We start from the raw sequence: 18,077 nt of genomic DNA, 5'->3' as shown, positions 1-18,077 counted from the left end.
TTGCTCCAGTGTCGACTACAATCGTCGTTTTCATTATGGTCAGCATTATGTCCGCTAACCTGTTGCTATGGTCCTGCATCGCCTACCTGCTCGGCTCGATATCCTTCGCCGTGCTGATCAGCCGTTTGCGTCATTTGCCCGACCCGCGCCAGCTCGGCTCACACAACCCAGGCGCCAGCAACATGCTACGCCTGGGGAGCCGTTCACTGGCGCTGGCGACCCTGCTTGGCGACCTCAGCAAGGGCTTGCTGGCGGTATGGCTAGCGCGTCAGGCTGAGTTACCGCTGTCCCAACAAGGCTGGGTCGGACTCGCTGCGGTCTGCGGTCACGTCTTACCGATTTACCACGGTTTGCAGGGCGGAAAAGGCGTTGCCACTGCCGCCGGGGTTATGTTGATTCTGGCTTGGCCCGCCGCATTGCTGGCAGCGCTGATCTGGGCGTTAACCTTCTACTGGCAACGCATCGCCTCGCTTGCCTCTTTGCTCGCTAGCCTATCCTTGTTGCCGTGGCTAGCCTGGCAAACGCCGGAACTGTTGCTGCCCATTAGCTTGATGGTCAGCCTGATTCTACTACGCCACAGGGTGAACATCGGCCGCTTGTTAAACGGTCAGGAAAATCGCTTCGAGCCCTGACCGCTCAAGCCTTGACCACAAGCGGTGGCAACTGATCCATCGGCCAGCGCGCACGCGCTTCAATACCGGCCACATCATGCTGACCGGCCATCAAGCGCTGACAGCCAGCGTAGGCAATCATGGCTCCATTGTCCGTACAGAACGCCGGGCGAGCGTAATACACCTCGCCTTTCAGACCGGCGGTCATTTTTTCCAGACTGGACCTTAAACGTTGATTGGCGCTCACACCGCCAGCAATCACCAGACGATTGAGTCCAGTCTGCTTAAGCGCACGCTTACACTTAATCGTCAGTGTTTCTACTACAGCGGTTTCAAACCCCAGTGCCAAATCAGCTTGCATCTGCTGACTGATTTCACCTTCGCGGGTGCATTTCTGCCAAGCGTTGAGCACCGAGGTTTTCAGGCCGCTGAAACTAAAATCCAGCCCGGGCCGATCTGTCATTGGCCGTGGGAACACAAAAACACCGGCCTCGCCATGTTCAGCCAGGCGAGCTATCTCTGGACCGCCGGGATAAGGCAGCCCCATCAATTTGGCCGTTTTATCAAATGCCTCGCCCGCGGCGTCATCCAACGACTCCCCCAATAGTTGGTACTCGCCAATGCCATCTACGCGCACCAATTGGGTATGGCCACCGGACACCAGCAAGGCGACGAACGGAAACTCAGGCGGGTTCTCTTCCAGCATAGGTGCCAGCAAGTGACCTTCCATGTGATGCACACCCAGCGCAGGTACGCCCCAGGCGAACGCCAGCGCGCGAGCGCAGGCACCACCCACCAGCAGTGCGCCTACCAAGCCAGGGCCTGCAGTATAGACTACGCCATCAACGTCACCCGGCTGCAGGCCTGCCTGCTCAAACACCTCGCGCATCAAGGGCACTAATCGCTTTACGTGGTCACGTGACGCCAACTCGGGCACCACACCACCGTATACCCGGTGCAGATCAATCTGACTGAACAGCGCGTCCGCCAGCAGTCCCCGCTCGCTGTCGTACAGCGCCACGCCGGTTTCATCACAGGAGGTTTCGATACCTAGAACGCGCATGCTTTGCCTTGTGTAGTTAATTGCGAACGTGCTCGCATTAGTTGTTCAAGTCGCGCATCATAATCAGCCCGGCGCCCACAGGCCAGTTTTTTGCCTTTTGGGTGCCGTAGGCTTTGCATTTTTCAAATAGAGGCGGTAACATCCGCGTCCCTTGAAATGCAATCGCCGCAGGCAATATCGCCTCCGGCTACGACTACAACGTTTGAGAAAGGTACGAAATGCCTAACGTCAAAGTTAAAGAGAACGAACCCTTCGACGTGGCCCTGCGTCGTTTCAAACGCTCCTGCGAAAAAGCAGGCGTTCTGGCTGAAGTGCGCCGTCGTGAGTTTTATGAAAAGCCCACTACCGAGCGCAAGCGCAAGGCTGCTGCCGCTGTAAAGCGTCACGCTAAGAAAATTCAACGCGAACAGCGTCGTCGCGAACGTCTGTATTGAGTTCCGACACTCAGCTCTGTAGGGCCTGATCGCAGGCCCAACGAGCGTCTAAGTTTTGGCGCACAGCAGAGCTGAAGAAAATTTGAAGTACGCACTTTTCCGGCCTTCCGACTTAGGAATGGGCTGGATTTTTGCGTCCCTGCGTCCTTCAGATACTATAGTGCGCTCTACCGATTTTGCGTCCGGCTTTACTGCCCGCGCTACGACTCCCTTTCGCTAGTGCAAGGCAGATACATGGCCGGGCTGATTCCTCAGGGCTTTATCGATGACCTCCTCGGACGAACCGATATCGTTGAGGTGGTTGGCGCACGCTTGAAATTGAAGAAAACCGGGAAAAATTACTCGGCGCTCTGCCCATTTCATAACGAGAAATCGCCCTCATTCAGTGTCAGCCCAGATAAACAGTTTTATTACTGCTTTGGTTGCGGCGCTGGCGGCAATGCCCTTAGCTTTGTTATGGACTTCGAACGCCTCGACTTCCCAGAGGCGGTCGAGGACCTGGCCAAGCAGGCGGGCGTCGAAGTCCAGCGCGAAGAGCGCAGCGACCGCCGCCAATCGAGCACGCCCCGTAAAGACAGTCCGCTGTATGCCCTGCTTGAACAGGCTGCAGCCTACTATCGCCAACAATTGCGCCAGCATCCAAAAAAACAGCGGGCCGTCAGCTACCTGAAACAACGCGGACTCACCGGACATATCGCCAAAACCTACGATATAGGGTTGGCGCCGCCTGGCTGGAACAATGTGATGGCCCACCTGAGTCGTGATAGCTCCGAAGAGAAGGCGCTAATCGAAGCTGGCTTGGTGGTGGAAAACGAGGACAGCGGAAAGCGCTACGACCGCTTCCGCGACCGCATCATGTTTCCGATCAGAGACAGCCGCGGGCGTGTTATTGGTTTTGGTGGGCGTGTTCTGGGTGACGACAAACCCAAGTACCTGAACTCACCAGAAACGCCCGTCTTTCACAAGGGCCAGGAACTCTATGGCCTCTATGAGGCCAAACAACAGAACCGGCAGCTCGACGACATCCTGGTAGTTGAGGGTTATATGGATGTCATCGCCCTCGCCCAGCACGGCGTCACCAATGCCGTCGCCACGCTCGGCACAGCAACCAGCGAGGATCATTTGAAACGTCTATTCCGCTTGGTTCACAGCGTGACATTCTGTTTCGATGGCGACAAAGCCGGCAAGCAGGCGGCCTGGCGCGCACTGAATTCCGCCCTACCCGTACTGGAAGACGGGCGCCATGTGCGCTTTCTGTTTCTACCCGATGGGCAAGACCCTGACAGCATGGTACGCGAAGAAGGCCAGTTAGCATTTCAGCAGCGCATCAACGAACAGGCGCAGCCACTCACTGAATATCTGCTCAGCTACCTGAGCAAAGAGGCCAACCCAAGCAGCCTTGAAGGCAAAGCACACTTGGCCGCCCTCGCCCTGCCACTGATCAACAAGGTGCCGGGCAGCCTGTTGCGGCGCCTACTACGTCAATCGTTGGCGCAGATTACTGGCATGGATCTGGACAAGGTCACAAGCGAAGAAAGAAACCCTGCTCCCAGCCCGGCCGCCGAAACAACGCCGCCGCAAGAACAACATGACGCGCCACCCCATTGGGACGATGACTGGCAACCAGCGATGGACGACTACCAGCCTTCCTACGAGCCTAGCGCCCCCGCACCAGCGCCTCGCAAGCCTGGCCGCAAGGAAAAAAAAGGCGTAGACAGCCCACTACTGCAGGCCACTCGCACCTTGCTACACCACCCCCACCTGGCGGGACTGGCCCAGCAAGCCAACGAACTGGCTGACGAAGACGAAGACGAGGCGCGACTATTAGTCGCACTACTGGATGCAGCACAAAAAAATCAGGGCTTGAGCACCATAGAATTGCTCGCCAGGTGGCATGGTACGGCGCTTGGCGAGCAATTGAGTCGCTTGGCCGAACAAGAGTGGTTGCTGAATAATCCCAGCGACAACCTTGAACAACAGTTTTTCGACACTATAAATAGATTATCCGCCGAACAAACCGAACGGCACATCGATAAACTTCTCGCTAAATCGGCCAATGAGCCGCTGAGCATCGAAGAGAAGCAGCAACTGCGTGACTTATACCGGCGACAACGAGCGCCAAAAACCGACAGGTAACGCGGTCTCAACTGGCACGGACCCCGGAATTCAGGGTATAATCCGCAGCTTACTTTTTTGCACACCAATGCATCCACAAGGGTTGTTATGTCCGGAAAAGCGCAACAGCAATCCCGTCTCAAAGAGCTCATTGCCCGCGGTCGGGAGCAAGGCTATTTGACCTATGCGGAAGTCAATGACCACCTGCCCGAGGATATCTCTGATCCGGAGCAGGTGGAAGACATCATCCGCATGATCAACGACATGGGCATCAACGTGTTCGAAACCGCACCGGACGCTGACGCTCTGTTGCTGGCCGATAACGATGCTGATGAATCCGCCGCCGAAGAGGCTGCAGCTGCACTGGCTGCGGTTGAAACCGATATTGGCCGCACCACCGACCCAGTCCGCATGTACATGCGCGAAATGGGTACGGTCGAGCTGCTAACCCGCGAAGGCGAGATTGAAATCGCCAAGCGCATCGAAGAAGGCATCCGCGAAGTGATGGCGGCCATCTCGATGTTCCCCGGCACCGTTGACGGCATTCTCGCCGATTACGCGCGTGTTACCGAAGATGGCGGACGATTGTCCGAAATTTTCAGCGGCTACATTGATCCTGACGACGATGGTTTGTCCGGTACCGATAACGCAGCCATCCCTAGCGCCGCCTCCAAGGACGACAAGAAGAAGTCCGACGACGACAGCGAAGATGATGACAGTAATGACGACGACAGCGAAGACGAAGTCGATACTGGCCCCGATCCGGAAGTGGCGCGCATGCGCTTCACCGCGATTGGCGATCAGCTGGAGAAGGTCAAGAAGGTACTGAAGAAGAACCCGCGCAGCAGCAGTAAAGTGATTGCCGAGCTGGATGCACTCGCATTGCTGTTTATGCCGATCAAGCTGATACCTAAGCAATACGAAGCTCTGGTGGTTCGCGTTCGTGGCGCACAGGATCAGATTCGCAAACTAGAGCGCGCCATCATGCAGCTCTGTGTTCGCGACGCCCGTATGCCGCGTACTGACTTCCTGCGCAGCTTCCCCGGCAACGAAGTCGATCAAGGCTGGGTTGATAGCCTACTGGCAGGTAAGCCGCGTTATGCCGAAGCGTTAGAAGCGGTTAAACCTGACATCCTGCGCGCACAAAAGAAACTAGCTGCTATGGAGCTGGAAGCCCAGCTGACGGTTTCTGAGGTTAAGGACATCAACCGTCGCATGTCGATCGGTGAAGCCCGCGCCCGCCGCGCCAAGAAAGAGATGGTCGAAGCTAACCTGCGTTTGGTTATCTCTATCGCCAAGAAGTACACCAACCGTGGCTTGCAGTTCCTCGATCTGATTCAGGAAGGCAACATCGGCTTGATGAAGGCAGTGGACAAGTTCGAATACCGTCGTGGTTACAAGTTCTCGACCTACGCTACCTGGTGGATTCGTCAGGCGATCACTCGTTCGATTGCCGATCAGGCTCGCACCATTCGTATTCCGGTGCACATGATCGAAACAATCAACAAGCTGAACCGCATTTCGCGTCAAATGCTGCAGGAGATGGGCCGCGAGCCCACACCTGAAGAGCTAGGCGAGCGCATGGAAATGCCTGAAGACAAGATCCGTAAGGTGCTCAAAATCGCCAAGGAGCCCATTTCGATGGAAACTCCCATTGGCGACGATGAAGACTCCCATTTGGGCGACTTTATTGAAGACGGCACCATGGAATCGCCAATCGATTCTGCCACCGTGGAGAATCTGAAGGAAGCGACCCGCGACGTATTGTCCGGCCTGACCGCGCGCGAAGCCAAGGTGCTACGTATGCGCTTTGGCATCGACATGAATACCGATCACACACTGGAGGAAGTCGGCAAACAGTTCGATGTCACCCGTGAACGGATTCGTCAGATCGAAGCCAAAGCATTGCGTAAGCTACGTCACCCAACCCGTAGTGATCACCTGCGCAGCTTCCTCGACGAGTAAGCCGCCGCACCGCAAATCGGTACCAATGCCCAGCTATGCTGGGCATTTTTTTGTCCAAAGCGCTACACTGTCAAAATAATATCGTTTCGCCATGGATACAGGTTTCAACTGAATGAAGGCAGCTGCAAGAGCAAGCTTATTCAGTACCTTGGCATTGCTCGGCAGTGGCTGCCGCGATGTCGACGGCAGCACCCCGATTGCCAATATGCAATTCACTCAGGTGGGCGTGCTGCTGCTTTCCTGCGTCTTGCTGCTGGCTGCCCACGGACTTAATCAGTTGCGCCGCCGGGCTAACTCTCAAAGACAACAAGCGCTCTCCCTACTCAACCAGCAGGAACACCGTTACCGCACCCTGGTAGAGAACCTGCACGTAGTGACGTGGGAAATGTCCCTGCCCTCGATGCGTTTTATCTATGTGTCTCCACACGCCAAGGATCTATTGGGCATTGCCGCAGAAGAATGGCTTCAACCCGACTTTTTCCACACTCAGCTGCACCCTGAAGATCGCGTTCGGGTAACCCAACTCCTGCAACAACAAGCCAATAACAGTGACGGCCAAAGCTTTGACTTTCGCCTGCTACGCCGTAACGGCCAGGCTTGCTGGGTTCGCGCCATCATCAATAGCGTCAGCAGTGAAGAGTATGAGGCCATTGCGCTCAATGGCTTGCTGGTGGATATTCAAGAGCAAAAGGCAGGCGAATTGGCGCTGCGCACTTCGGAACAAAAATTCGCATCGGTATTTCACAACTTTCCGGACAGCATTGCGCTAGCCGACGCGGCAAGCGGCAAGCTCCTGTCTATCAACCAAACTTTTGAGCAGCAGTTTGGATTCTGCGCGGCCGAGGCTATAGGGAAAACGTCCACACAACTAGGCACTTGGGCAGAACAAGGCGTCGGGCCCGGTCTGCTGGAACGCCTGAAAACACAGACTCAGAGCAACCTGGAGGTTCGCTTCAAGCGACGGGACGATAGTGAGTTTACCGGCCTGATGTCATCCCGCAGCGTGCAGCTAAATCAACAGGATATCCTGGTCGTAGTAATCCGCGACATATCTGCTCTCAAGGTAACTCAGCAGCAGCTTGAACTCTCTGAACAGAAGTTCTCAAGCGCCTTCCATGCCTCTCCAGACGGCCTGCTAATTACCCGACGAAGCGATGGCAAGCTGCTCGACGTCAACGAAGGCTTTACCCGCATAACCGGATATAGCCGTGCCCACGCACTCGGGAAATCGACGTTCGAACTGGGTCTGTGGAACGATATCAAAGACCGCGAGCGCATGGTCGAACTGCTCCGTTCGCAAGGTACTGTGCGTGACATGCTGTCCAAGGTAACTGATATTTACGGCAATCTTCGCGATGTAGAAATCAGCACCGAGGCGGTAGTCGTCAACGGCGAAGACTGCATGCTAAGCATCGCCCGAGATGTGACGGACCGCCTTAAGATGGAAAGCTCGCTGCGTCAGGCCGCCACCGTGTTCGAGAACACCAACGAAGGGGTCATCATTACTGATGGCGAAGGCACGATTCTCGCCGTCAACAAAGCCTTTGCGCGCATCACTGGTCACCCGGAAGATCAACTGCTGGGGCAGCCTATGAGCAAGCTTGGCGAATACACCGAGGACTCCCACCTGATCCGCGAAGTTGCCCACGCGCTTCGCGACGAAGGTCAATGGCAAGGAGAAGCCTGGAATCGACGCAAGAACGGCGAACTCTATGCTGCCTGGATCAACATCAGTCAGGTGCTCAATGTTGACGGAAGCCTTAACCACTTAGTCGCCGTATTCAGCGACATCACCCCACTCAAACATACCCAGGCGCGGCTGGACCATCAGGCGCATCACGATCCACTGACCGACCTGCCCAATCGCACGTTGTTTGAAGCTCGCCTGCGCGAGGCGCTCCACGCCCAGCAGAGCAACCAAAGCACCGGCGTGGGTGCCCTGCTGTTCATCGACCTAGACCGCTTTAAACAGATCAACGATAGCCTCGGCCATCCCGTCGGTGACATGCTGTTGAAGTCGGCAAGCCAAAGGCTGTGCGCCGTATTGCGTGATATAGACACGGTAGCTCGTCACGGCGGCGACGAATTCATTGTCTTGCTGCCCAATCTGCACACTGACGAAGACGCTGCGAGTGTTGCGGACAAACTACTGGCCGTATTCCACCAGCCGTTTCTGGCGGCCGGCCACGAATTTTTTGTTAGCGCCAGCATCGGCATCAGTCTGTTTCCTACTGATGCGAGTGACGTTAATAGCTTGATCAAGCACGCTGACGCCGCGATGTATCGCGCCAAAAAACAAGGTCGCAACCGCTACGCGTTTTACACGCGCGAACTGACCATCGACGCCCATCAGCGTATGGAAATGGAGACCGACATGCGGCGCGGCCTGGAACGCAGCGAGTTTATTCTTTACTACCAACCCAAGCTCGACCTGGCCGAACGAAAACTCAATGGCATGGAAGCACTGGTACGATGGAATCACCCGCAGCGCGGTATGGTAGAACCAGACCAGTTCATTCCACTAGCCGAAGAGACTGGATTAATCGTTGAACTTGGCAAACACATCCTTGAGCTGGCCTGCATTCAGCTCGCCGAATGGCGTCAACAGGGGCTGAGCCCACCACGCATGGCAATCAACGTATCCGGCGCGCAGTTAGTCGGCAACAAGTTGGTAGACGATATTCGCCATGCACTGGAAGTACACAACATCCCCTCCTCGCTGCTTGAGTTAGAGATCACCGAGGATTTCGTGATGAACCAGAACCGCGAAGCTATCAAGCTGCTGGACGTTTTTCATGACATGGGCATCCATCTTTCGATAGACGATTTCGGCACCGGTTACTCATCGCTTGCCTACCTCAAAGAAATGCCGCTCGACACCCTGAAAATCGACCGCAGCTTCGTATCCGGTCTACCCAACAACCATCACGATGCAGCCATCAGCAAGACCATAATTGTGCTGGCCCATAATCTGGGTATGAGCGTCGTGGCTGAAGGAGTAGAAAACAGCGCGCAACAGACGATGCTGGCTGAGCAGGGTTGCGATACGGTACAGGGCTACCACATCAGCCCTCCTTTACCAGCTGATGCATTTTCCTCGCGCTTCCTGCAACGCGCGCCTAGTCAGAGGCCTTCTCAGCCCGTATAATTCCGCCCTGTTATAAAAACGTGGGCCTATAGCTCAGTTGGTCAGAGCAGGCGACTCATAATCGCTTGGTCGTAGGTTCAAGTCCTACTGGGCCCACCATTTTTATCAGCACACACTCCCCTTTTTGACAATCAAGCCAACGACTTTCCGATGCAAATCATCACTGGGCAGCTTAGGTACGTTGAATTACCTCTACTCCCATTGATTGCATTCAGACACCTTACCCACCCTCGAAGACCTACTTCGCTGGCACTCGGTATATCAAGGCGCTATGGGGCATTGGTGGCAATTCAACAGCGATAAGGTCACCTGAGCGCACTTCCCCGCTACATAGCACGACACCCATTACACCTGCTTTTCGAATTAGCCCTGCCGGCGTTTTCGCAACCAAATGCCGCAGCAGTCCTGGTTGAAACTGCTCAATCTGAACGCAAGGGTTACGTAAGCCTGTAAGCTCGATCACCGCATCAGCGCCCAGGTGCAGCCGGGTGCCGGCTGGAAGCTTCATCAAGTCGAGGTTACGGGTGCTGATGTTTTCGCCCAGCTCGCCCGGGCATAGCTGATGCCCCATTTTCAGCAATGCGTCGAAAAGCTCCGCCTGGATCAAATGCACCTGACGAAGGTTTGGCTGTAGCCCAAAGCGTTTGATATGAAATCGATGCTGATCGGTTGCTCCCGCATGGGCATCACCTTCCACACCAAAATCCTCTATAAGCCTGATGAATTCTTGGGGTGTTTTGCTAAAAACATGCTTGTTGTTAAGTTGAACACCCACGATGTGGGCAGCACAATTGCTGTCGGACATTCTGCAAGCCTCTTACAAGAAGGCCAAAGCCGCCCTAAGCGGGCACGGAAAACACCGTGTCGGCCGCTCGCTCCCAAGGCCAGAAAGGGCAGCGAATGCCGCGAGATAATTATTGCACAGATAAACTCGCTTCCACTTGGAGGAATTCTGCACCAGCCCCTTACTGAAATGCTATGTCTCAACTTACCGGCTGCACTTGCCGGTCAGGACCGGTAATCTCCCCTCAGCCAGCGGTAAAGAAGCCGGGATGATAGAAAGCTGCGGGGGCTCATCTTGGGAAGCTGGAAGACCCGATATACAGGTCGTAACAAGCGGCAACCAAGCGGCTTGTAGAGACCATCCACGTGCGCTTTGCCATAAAGCGTGAACAAACGGGTCGGCCTTTATGGTCGACTGACGAACAGGAAAGATGGAATGAAAGCTTGGACTCTATTGTTTTTGCGCGTGTCGCTGGGCTGGTTACTGGTGATCTGGGGCGCAGACAAAGTAATTAACGTTGAGCATGGCCTAGCTGTTGCGAACAAGTTTTATTTTGGCTTCTTAGCCGTCGAGCAGGTACTGCAAGCCGCAGGCGTGGCGCAAGTGCTATTGGGGTTGGCAGTCGTCGTTGGCTTTGCCCGAAAGTGGACCTATCCAGCACAGCTACTGCTGAACGCAGCCTCACTGTTCGCGGTATTTCAATCGGTGGTAGACCCATGGAGCTGGTTCTTCGAGGGTAGCAACGCTCTGTTCTATCCGTCGCTGATTATCTTTGCCGCCAGCCTTCTGCTGATTGCATTCCGTGATGAAGACACGCTAGTGGTCAGTAAGTAGTGATATTAAAACCACTGCGCTTTATCGCTTAAAAGCGGCAGGAGACGAGCCGGCTTGAACGCCGGCTCAGCCACTGTTTAGCGAACAAGCTTACTTAGGCAAGCTTAAGCACGTTAAACCTCTGAACAATCTGCGCCACTTTTTACCTCTAACAGCCGACGCGGATGCATTCCGTCGACCATTCCCATGAAAGGCGGGTGTATCGAGTAGCCCAGCATGCGCTGAATATGCTCACTGCATTGCCGTGCACGTTCCAGTGGAACGGACAGACTAAAGTTCTCTTGTTGGCGAGCCCAAGGCGCGCAGTATTGAGCAGTAACGGCTAAGCGCGGGCTATCACTGCTATTGGCTCCGCCGCTATGCCATAGCGTACCGAGAAACAACACCATGGAGCCCTTGGGCATAATCACCGGAATAGCTTGGGCGCATTCTTGCTCTGTAGGGCTGCGCTGTCCCCAGGTGTGGCTTCCGGGTATGACGACGGTGGCACCATTATTCGCGGTGAAGTCCGTCATGGCGATGATGGTCGCCGCGCCAAAGGGTGGTCGCGGGCGTTCTATAGGGTAAAAAGCATCGTCATAATGCAACGGCTGTGCGCTCTCTCCTGGCAGGATATTGATTGCCTGGAGCTGGGATAATAAATAATTGGGTGCCAGTACCCGATCTAACAACCCCAGAACCAACGGATCTTCAATCAGCGGATTACATGCAAAGGTTTTGGCTATCACGCCGTACAAGCGTTGGGTCTTAACACCCTCGAAATCATTACGACCGCCATTGGCTGGAAGCAGACCGCGCAACTCGTTTTCGATGCGCTCTATTTGCTCCACTGGTACAACAGACTCCAGTATGACGTAACCGTCGCGGGCCAGCTGCTGGGACAGTTGATCCAGTTTGGCTGGATCGATAGCCTTCTGGCTCCCCGCCGTGGAAAGAAAGGTTTTTGCATGACCGCTGACCAGGTACTCGCTGCTACTCGACAGAACCCGCTGCTTCATGACCATCTCCTGATGTCTGCTGTCACAGCACTATGCTCCAGACCAAGCCGGTAACCAATGCAACCCACCGCTTGTGAATAAGGCGTAATTCGTTAAAGCATCCGAGTTGACATGCTTAGCGCAGATACGCCGCTAACGCTGCGACTCCAGCTGCCGCCGAGTCGCTCGCGCCAGCCCAGCTACACGACAGCATCAGGTTCTTGGGCAAACCAAAAGCCTCTACCTGATAGCCCTCGTTACAGTTGCCCTGATCGTCCATGACCAACTGCTCAGTCATCGCCCGATGATCGGCAAAATAAGCCCACACTGGCTTGCCTAGCGCGCTCGCGTAACCCACTTCGAATACGGTGCCGGAATCGGGTTCGGCCCCTCTGAAGTTGCCGAGGTTTGCCAACACAGCGTCGGCTTGCTTAATGCTTTGCAGGTTACGTTGGCAAATCCACTGCGCCAGATGCTCTACATTCTGTGGCGGCTGAGCATCCAGCGGGTAAATGCCAAGCAAGCCATGTGCGGCGCAAAGTGCTTTTAGCTGTTCCCCGCGCGCAATGGCGTCGGCGCAAAAAACATCAAAACCGGCCAGATAAACCGTTTTCAAGGAGATCTCCTATTGTTCCAGCCGGTCTGGGTGATCTATATCTAAGTGAATACCTGCATCCGGGACAGCGACCTCAATCACATGGTGAGGATGACGGAGCAGCAAGTCGCGAGCTCCGGTGTCGCCCTGCAAGACCAGCAGTTCTGGCCAGAAATTACGGCCAAAGATGACAGGATGACCGCGCTTGCCGTTCTGAGAAGGCACCACAATATTGTCTGCCGTACTGAGGCGAGCCAACGCGCGCAAGGTTGCACTGTCGATCCGCGGCATGTCGCCCAGCAATACGGCTATTGCTAAAGCGTTACTATCAAGCACAGCGCTCACGCCAGCAGCCAAGCTATGCGCCATACCCTCACCGCTACGAGTACTACGCACTACCTTGCCATCCGTCGGCAACCCTAGATGCGAGGGTTCATCCTCTAGGCGCAACACTACCCGCACATCGAAAAATACATTGTGAGCATTCTCGAAGCTAGCCGCCAGCAGGGTTCGCCCATCCGATAATCTGGCCAGCCGCTTGTCGCTACCGAAACGGCGGGAGCTGCCGGCAGCCAGCACCAGCGCGACTAGCTGCGAAAGGCTCGCCAACGTCAGTTAGTCCTGAGCATCCAGCAACATGACATCACGCTCAGCAATCAGACCGGCCAATGCCTGGCCCATTGCTTTGTAATGCGGCGCCTGGCGGTGCGCTTCAATCGCCTCCATGCCGGCCCATTGTTCAACAAACACAAACTTGTGGTCGTCACTGCGATCAAGATGCAGCACATAGCCACGGCAGCCCGCTTCGGCAAGCGATGGAGCAACCGCGCTCTGAAGAACCTCTTTAACCTTCGATGCTTCGCCTTCGACGGCGCGCAGTACAGCTACAACGGTAATGTTATCGGACATTTAAACAATCTCGGTAGATGACAAAGGAACAGGCTGCACACTGAGTTCGGTGGCATCCTGATGATGTACACGGGTGGATGGCAGGTCATGAATCGATGCGTTACGGAGTTTGAGCATGCCACCCTCACGACCATTGAGTACGGCCGTCATCTCCGCAAGCATAGCCATGGCAACGCTCTCGGGAGTATCACCGCCCAGATCCAGACCAATGGGGTAGTACAAACGCTTAAGGCCGTGCGTTGCGCCCCCCTGCGCTGACACTTCACGTAATAAACGCTCGGTACGATCACGCGGACCAAGCTGGCCGATATAAGCGGCGTTCGAGCTTAACGCTGCCGCCAGCCAGTAGGCGTCCTGTTGCAGGCTATGAGTCATGATCGCGACCGATGCATCCTGCATTAAGGGAAGTGGATCGAAGCTGCTATCCAACTGCCCAAGTAGCACCGTGTCCGCTTCCGGGAAACGACTAGCACGCGCAAAGTGGGCTCGGCTGTCGAGTACAATCACATACCAGCCAAGTAATTTGGCCATGCGCACCAAAGGCTGGGCGTCATGACCACCGCCAAAAATAACCAGCCGACGTGCCGGCGCAAGATATTCGATGAGTACCTGCACTTCGCCTTCAGGCTGCTGAAAATAATGCAAGCTAGTACGCCGCTGCGTCAGTGCCTCGTTTAGCGCACTGCGTACCGGCGAGACTAATGACGCCGGCAGCTCGCCTTGCAGCTTGCCGGCAGCGGTCAGCAACAGTCGTTGGCCAAGGCCAGCAGACGGACTGATCAGCGTGGCAACCGCCCTGCCCTGACCGTCGGCCTGCAGCGCGCGCAAACCCTCCATTAACATACGCCCGGCGGGCGCATCAATGCGCTCGAACAGGATATGCACTTTACCGTTGCAGCCGAGGCCGAAGCTCACCGCAACCTCGCCATCCTCATCGTCTTCGGCGGTGCTGTAGCTACGCAGCGCGGGGCCGTTTTCAGTCAACCACCAAGCCGTTCGCGCTACCTCACTTTCCAGGCACCCACCACTAATAGTGCCCTCGGTCTGACCCAAGGCACTAATCAGCATACGTGCGCCGGGCCGGCGGTAAGCAGAACCTTCCACCTTAACTACGGTTGCCAACACCGCCTCTTCGCCCTGCCCAGAAGCAGCGTCAACAGCGCTAAGCAATTGCTCAAACCCGGCCACTAGGTGCCCTCCCGAGAATGTTGCGAAGCCGCATATTCAATGCCCTGTATTGCCGCGCTTGGCCGCCACATCTTCAGCGCTGACGCTGCCGCCACTCTGACCAAAGTGTTGCAACACAAAGCTGCTTACCGCGGCCAATTCAGGATCACTGTAGCCCTCGGCAAAGCGGGGCATGCGCTGATCTACTGGTTGCTCCTGGCCAGCATGTCCGGTCAGGAGTATGCCAAGCAGGTTGGTCGCGGCCGGATCGTTGACTGTTTTCAGCCCCATGAGTGAGGCGACTGGGCTCTGGTTGCCCTTGCCATCCCAACGATGGCAGCTAGCGCATGCACCAGCAAACAGGTTGCTACCCAACCCCATTTCCGTGGGCATGCTTAGCTGTTTGGTCTCGGGTCGTGCGATACCCGCTTGTTGTGGCTCGGTGCTTAGCAGGTAGGTCGCTATCGCAGTCAGGTCTGTCTCTTCCAAATGGCGCAAACTCTTGCTGACCACTTCAGCCATGGGGCCGCCTGCAACCCCTTTACCCGGGGCATAACCCTTGCTCATGTAATTGACCAACTCAGCCTCGCTCCAGGCACCGATGCCATGGGTCTCGTCTGAGCTAATGTTGTAAGCCTGCCAGCCCTGTATCAGGTTACCCGCCAGCGGCTCACCGCTATCGAGCGCCTGGAACAGGTTACGCGGGGTATGACACTCTGCGCAGTGGCCTGGCCCCTGCACGAGATAAGCACCGCGGTTCCACTGTTCAGACTGCTCGGGCTCAGGCTCGAAACGTTCATCATCAAGAAACAGCATATTCCAGAAGACCATTCCCCAACGCTGGTTGAACGGAAAAGACAGTGTGTTTTCCGGCGGCGCTTGGTTGATCGGGTCCAGACTCGATAAATAAGCTTTGATCGCCAGTACTTCGTCCTCTGGCATTAAGGTGTAGGAGGTATAAGGGAAAGCCGGATAGTAGTGCTTGCCGTCCTTACCGACGCCGGAATGCAGCGCGCTGACAAAGTCTTCATCGCTCCAGCTGCCGATCCCGGTTTCTTTATCCGGAGTAATATTCGGCGAATACAGCGAACCAAACGGCAGCTTGAACTCAACACCGCCGGCGAAAGGCTTGCCCTCGGGCGTGGTGTGACACGCTACGCAGTCCGCTGCAGTCGCCAGATATTTTCCGCGCTCGATCAGCTCAGCATTATTAGCCAGAGCGGCGCTCGACAGCCCGGATAGCCCCAGGCACAAAATAGCAAATTGGTTAAAACGCATTGGTCAGTCTCCTTACGCCGGGTAATAACCGGCACGACTCAGTGGCAGACGACGCAAACGCGTCCCGGATGCAGCATGTAGCGCATTGACCAGCGCAGGGCCAATCAGCGCAGTACCGGTTTCACCCACACCGCCCGGCGCTTCCAGACTGGGGACAATATGTACTTCAACTCCCGGCGCTTCGTTAATACGCAGCTGACGATAATTGTGGAAGTTGGTCTGCTGCACCACGCCTTGCTCAATCAGAATTTCATTGAACAAAGAGGCCGAGAGACCGAATAACGTTCCACCCTCAATCTGTGCGTGAACTGAGGTCGGATTGGTTACCAAACCACAGTCGATAGCACTGACCAGGCGTTTAATGCGCACTGCCTTGTCGCCCAACATCTCCATTTCCACCACTGTAGCCACATAGCTGCCGAATACCGCGCTGACCGCTACGCCGCGGCCCTGCCCTGCCGGCAGAGTGTTACCCCAACCGGCTTTCTCCGCGGCCAAGCGCAATACGGCCTGCGCACGCGGTTGCTCGGCCAGCAGGCTAAGACGGAATTCCACCGGATCGGCGCCGGCGTTGTGCGCCAACTCGTCGATAAAACACTCGAGCGCATAGGTACTACGCAAGGGTCCAACGCCGCGCCACCATGACACAGGTACAACCTTGGGTTCTTCACGCACGTAATTAACGAGCAGGTTCTGCAGCTCGTAAATTGGCTCGATGGCGACCTCTACCGCATCAGCATCAACGCCGTTTTCAGGCAGGCTGCCCATGTAGCGTCCCAGCACCGAAGCACCGGCGATACGGTGTTGCCAGCCGGTCGGTTTGCCGTCTGCATCTAACGCTGCGGTCAACCGGTCGGCGTACTGCGGGCGATAAAGATCGTGGGTCATGTCTTCTTCACGACTCCAGATCAGTTTGATCGGATAGCTGACATGCCGCGCCACATCGACTGCCTGGGTAATGAAGTCATAGTCCAACCGCCGACCAAATGCGCCACCGATCAGTTGGTTGTTAACAATGATCTTGTCCGCCGGTAGGCCACTGATTTTTGCCGCCGTTTGCTGAGCAAATACCGGCACCTGTGTGCCCACCCACAACTCACAGGCATCTGCACGCACATGGGCCACGCAGGTCATCGGCTCCAGCGGAGAATGCGATAGAAAGGCCTGTTCATAGACCGCCTCAAAGCGGCTCTCGGCACTTTCCAACGCTTTACCAATGTCGCCCGTGCTGTGCGCAACAACCCCATCACGCGAGCTGGCTTGCAGCAATGCCTCATCTATTTGCGCCGAATTGACGCTAGCGTGCTCGCCCAAATCCCATTCAACTTTCAGCGCTTTCAAGCCCTGCTGACAGGCCCAATAGTTGCTCGCGGTCACCGCAACCGCGTTGTCCAGTTTGATCACATCGCGTACACCCGGCACTTTTTTAGCCGCTGAATCATCTACACTGCGCAACGTGCCGCCGTAGACTGGGCAAGTCATAGTCGAGGCAATCAGCATGCCTGGCACCGATAAATCGATGGTGAACTGCGCCTTGCCGTTGACCTTGTTAGGGGTATCAATACGCCGCGCCGGCGTGCCCAGCAAGGTGAATTGCTCGGGTGTTTTCAACACCACCTCGGTTGGCAACGGCAGCTCACTGGCCGCATCGACCAACTCGCCATAACCGAGCTTCTGCTCAGCCGGGCCAAACACCTCACCATTCTTGGCATGGCACTGCGAGGCGTCAACGCCCCAGCGTGCGGCAGCGGCTTGTATCAGCAACAATCGGGCCGTGGCACCGGCTTCGCGCAGCGGCTTCCAGCTATGCCGTGTAGAGGTAGACCCACCGGTTGCCTGGAATTGCATCAGTGAATCTGCATACAGCTCACTGTCTGGCGGCGCATCTTCGATGGTTACGGCAGAAAGCGGCACTTCCAATTCCTCGGCAACCATCATCGCGATACCGGTATGCGCACCCTGGCCCATCTCGATTTTAGGTGAGATCACCGTCACCAGACCATCGTGGCCAATCCGCACATAGGCGCCGTAAGCACGCGGTGACTGATCGCCCAAACGGCCTGCCGCGGTGGCCTCTGCGGCAACACTGCGCGGTACAAAGCCAGGCAACCAGGTGCTGAGCACCAGACCGCCCAAGGCAGCACTCGAGCCCTTCAGAAAACCACGCCGCGATACTGCAAATCTCGACTTATCCATT

The 18,077-nt window shown here is 55.9% G+C and carries 15 protein-coding genes and 1 tRNA gene; 7 read left to right on the top strand and 9 right to left on the bottom strand.

Annotated elements, in window-relative coordinates:
- Positions 1 to 47: 47 nt before the first annotated feature.
- A complete protein-coding gene (gene plsY / locus AC1XYH_RS00815; protein WP_483324783.1) occupies positions 48 to 632 on the top strand; it encodes a glycerol-3-phosphate 1-O-acyltransferase PlsY in 585 nt (194 codons plus the stop codon).
- A gap of 4 nt (positions 633 to 636) precedes the next feature.
- Here plsY and tsaD read toward each other — a convergent pair whose 3' ends face one another.
- The gene (gene tsaD / locus AC1XYH_RS00810) at positions 637 to 1,674 is read right to left on the bottom strand and encodes a tRNA (adenosine(37)-N6)-threonylcarbamoyltransferase complex transferase subunit TsaD (RefSeq protein WP_483324782.1); all 1,038 of its coding nucleotides are present in this window, start codon (positions 1,672 to 1,674) and stop codon (positions 637 to 639) included.
- 218 nt (positions 1,675 to 1,892) lie between these two features.
- On the opposite strand from tsaD, the gene rpsU reads away from it, so the two are divergent.
- The 5 genes from rpsU to AC1XYH_RS00785 all read left to right on the top strand — a co-directional run bounded on the left by rpsU (position 1,893) and on the right by AC1XYH_RS00785 (position 9,435).
- Positions 1,893 to 2,108, top strand: coding sequence for a 30S ribosomal protein S21 (gene rpsU, locus AC1XYH_RS00805; RefSeq protein WP_092286121.1), 216 nt, complete (start codon positions 1,893 to 1,895; stop codon positions 2,106 to 2,108).
- 234 nt (positions 2,109 to 2,342) lie between these two features.
- Positions 2,343 to 4,244: a DNA primase gene (gene dnaG, locus AC1XYH_RS00800; RefSeq protein WP_483324781.1), complete on the top strand. Its 1,902-nt coding sequence runs from the start codon at positions 2,343 to 2,345 to the stop codon at positions 4,242 to 4,244.
- Between the two features lie 87 nt (positions 4,245 to 4,331).
- Positions 4,332 to 6,188 (top strand): RNA polymerase sigma factor RpoD, encoded by a 1,857-nt coding sequence (gene rpoD, locus AC1XYH_RS00795; RefSeq protein WP_483324780.1) that lies wholly within the window; start codon positions 4,332 to 4,334, stop codon positions 6,186 to 6,188.
- A 112-nt stretch (positions 6,189 to 6,300) separates the two neighbouring features.
- Positions 6,301 to 9,336, top strand: a complete 3,036-nt coding sequence (locus tag AC1XYH_RS00790) for an EAL domain-containing protein (RefSeq protein ID WP_483324779.1) — start codon at positions 6,301 to 6,303, stop codon at positions 9,334 to 9,336.
- Positions 9,337 to 9,358: 22 nt separating this feature from the next.
- Positions 9,359 to 9,435 (top strand) — tRNA-Ile (locus AC1XYH_RS00785).
- A gap of 139 nt (positions 9,436 to 9,574) precedes the next feature.
- Here AC1XYH_RS00785 and AC1XYH_RS00780 read toward each other — a convergent pair.
- Positions 9,575 to 10,141, bottom strand: coding sequence for an MOSC domain-containing protein (locus AC1XYH_RS00780; protein WP_483324778.1), 567 nt, complete (start codon positions 10,139 to 10,141; stop codon positions 9,575 to 9,577).
- A 414-nt stretch (positions 10,142 to 10,555) separates the two neighbouring features.
- On the opposite strand from AC1XYH_RS00780, the gene AC1XYH_RS00775 reads away from it, so the two are divergent.
- Complete coding sequence (locus tag AC1XYH_RS00775; protein ID WP_483324777.1) at positions 10,556 to 10,954, top strand: DoxX family membrane protein; 399 nt, start codon at positions 10,556 to 10,558, stop codon at positions 10,952 to 10,954.
- 113 nt (positions 10,955 to 11,067) lie between these two features.
- On the opposite strand, the gene AC1XYH_RS00770 is transcribed toward AC1XYH_RS00775, so the two are convergent.
- The 7 genes from AC1XYH_RS00770 to AC1XYH_RS00740 form a co-directional block, all read right to left on the bottom strand.
- Positions 11,068 to 11,952: a phytanoyl-CoA dioxygenase family protein gene (locus AC1XYH_RS00770; protein ID WP_483324776.1), complete on the bottom strand. Its 885-nt coding sequence runs from the start codon at positions 11,950 to 11,952 to the stop codon at positions 11,068 to 11,070.
- Positions 11,953 to 12,067: 115 nt separating this feature from the next.
- Complete coding sequence (locus AC1XYH_RS00765; protein WP_483326429.1) at positions 12,068 to 12,553, bottom strand: nucleoside 2-deoxyribosyltransferase; 486 nt, start codon at positions 12,551 to 12,553, stop codon at positions 12,068 to 12,070.
- Between the two features lie 3 nt (positions 12,554 to 12,556).
- The gene (locus AC1XYH_RS00760) at positions 12,557 to 13,135 is read right to left on the bottom strand and encodes a nucleotidyltransferase family protein (RefSeq protein WP_483324775.1); all 579 of its coding nucleotides are present in this window, start codon (positions 13,133 to 13,135) and stop codon (positions 12,557 to 12,559) included.
- A gap of 6 nt (positions 13,136 to 13,141) precedes the next feature.
- Entirely contained in the window at positions 13,142 to 13,435 is a 294-nt protein-coding gene (locus tag AC1XYH_RS00755) for a putative quinol monooxygenase (RefSeq protein ID WP_483324774.1), read from the bottom strand.
- Positions 13,436 to 14,623, bottom strand: coding sequence for an XdhC family protein (locus AC1XYH_RS00750; RefSeq protein ID WP_483324773.1), 1,188 nt, complete (start codon positions 14,621 to 14,623; stop codon positions 13,436 to 13,438).
- A 36-nt stretch (positions 14,624 to 14,659) separates the two neighbouring features.
- A complete protein-coding gene (locus tag AC1XYH_RS00745; protein WP_483324772.1) occupies positions 14,660 to 15,880 on the bottom strand; it encodes a cytochrome c in 1,221 nt (406 codons plus the stop codon).
- Between the two features lie 12 nt (positions 15,881 to 15,892).
- The gene (locus AC1XYH_RS00740; protein ID WP_483324771.1) at positions 15,893 to 18,076 is read right to left on the bottom strand and encodes a xanthine dehydrogenase family protein molybdopterin-binding subunit; all 2,184 of its coding nucleotides are present in this window, start codon (positions 18,074 to 18,076) and stop codon (positions 15,893 to 15,895) included.
- Between the last annotated feature and the right edge of the window lies 1 nt (position 18,077).

This window comes from Pseudomonas sp. GW-45, from assembly GCF_056896675.1.
Note: the sequence above shows the minus strand (reverse complement) of the source record. Positions and strands in the feature narration are given on the sequence as shown.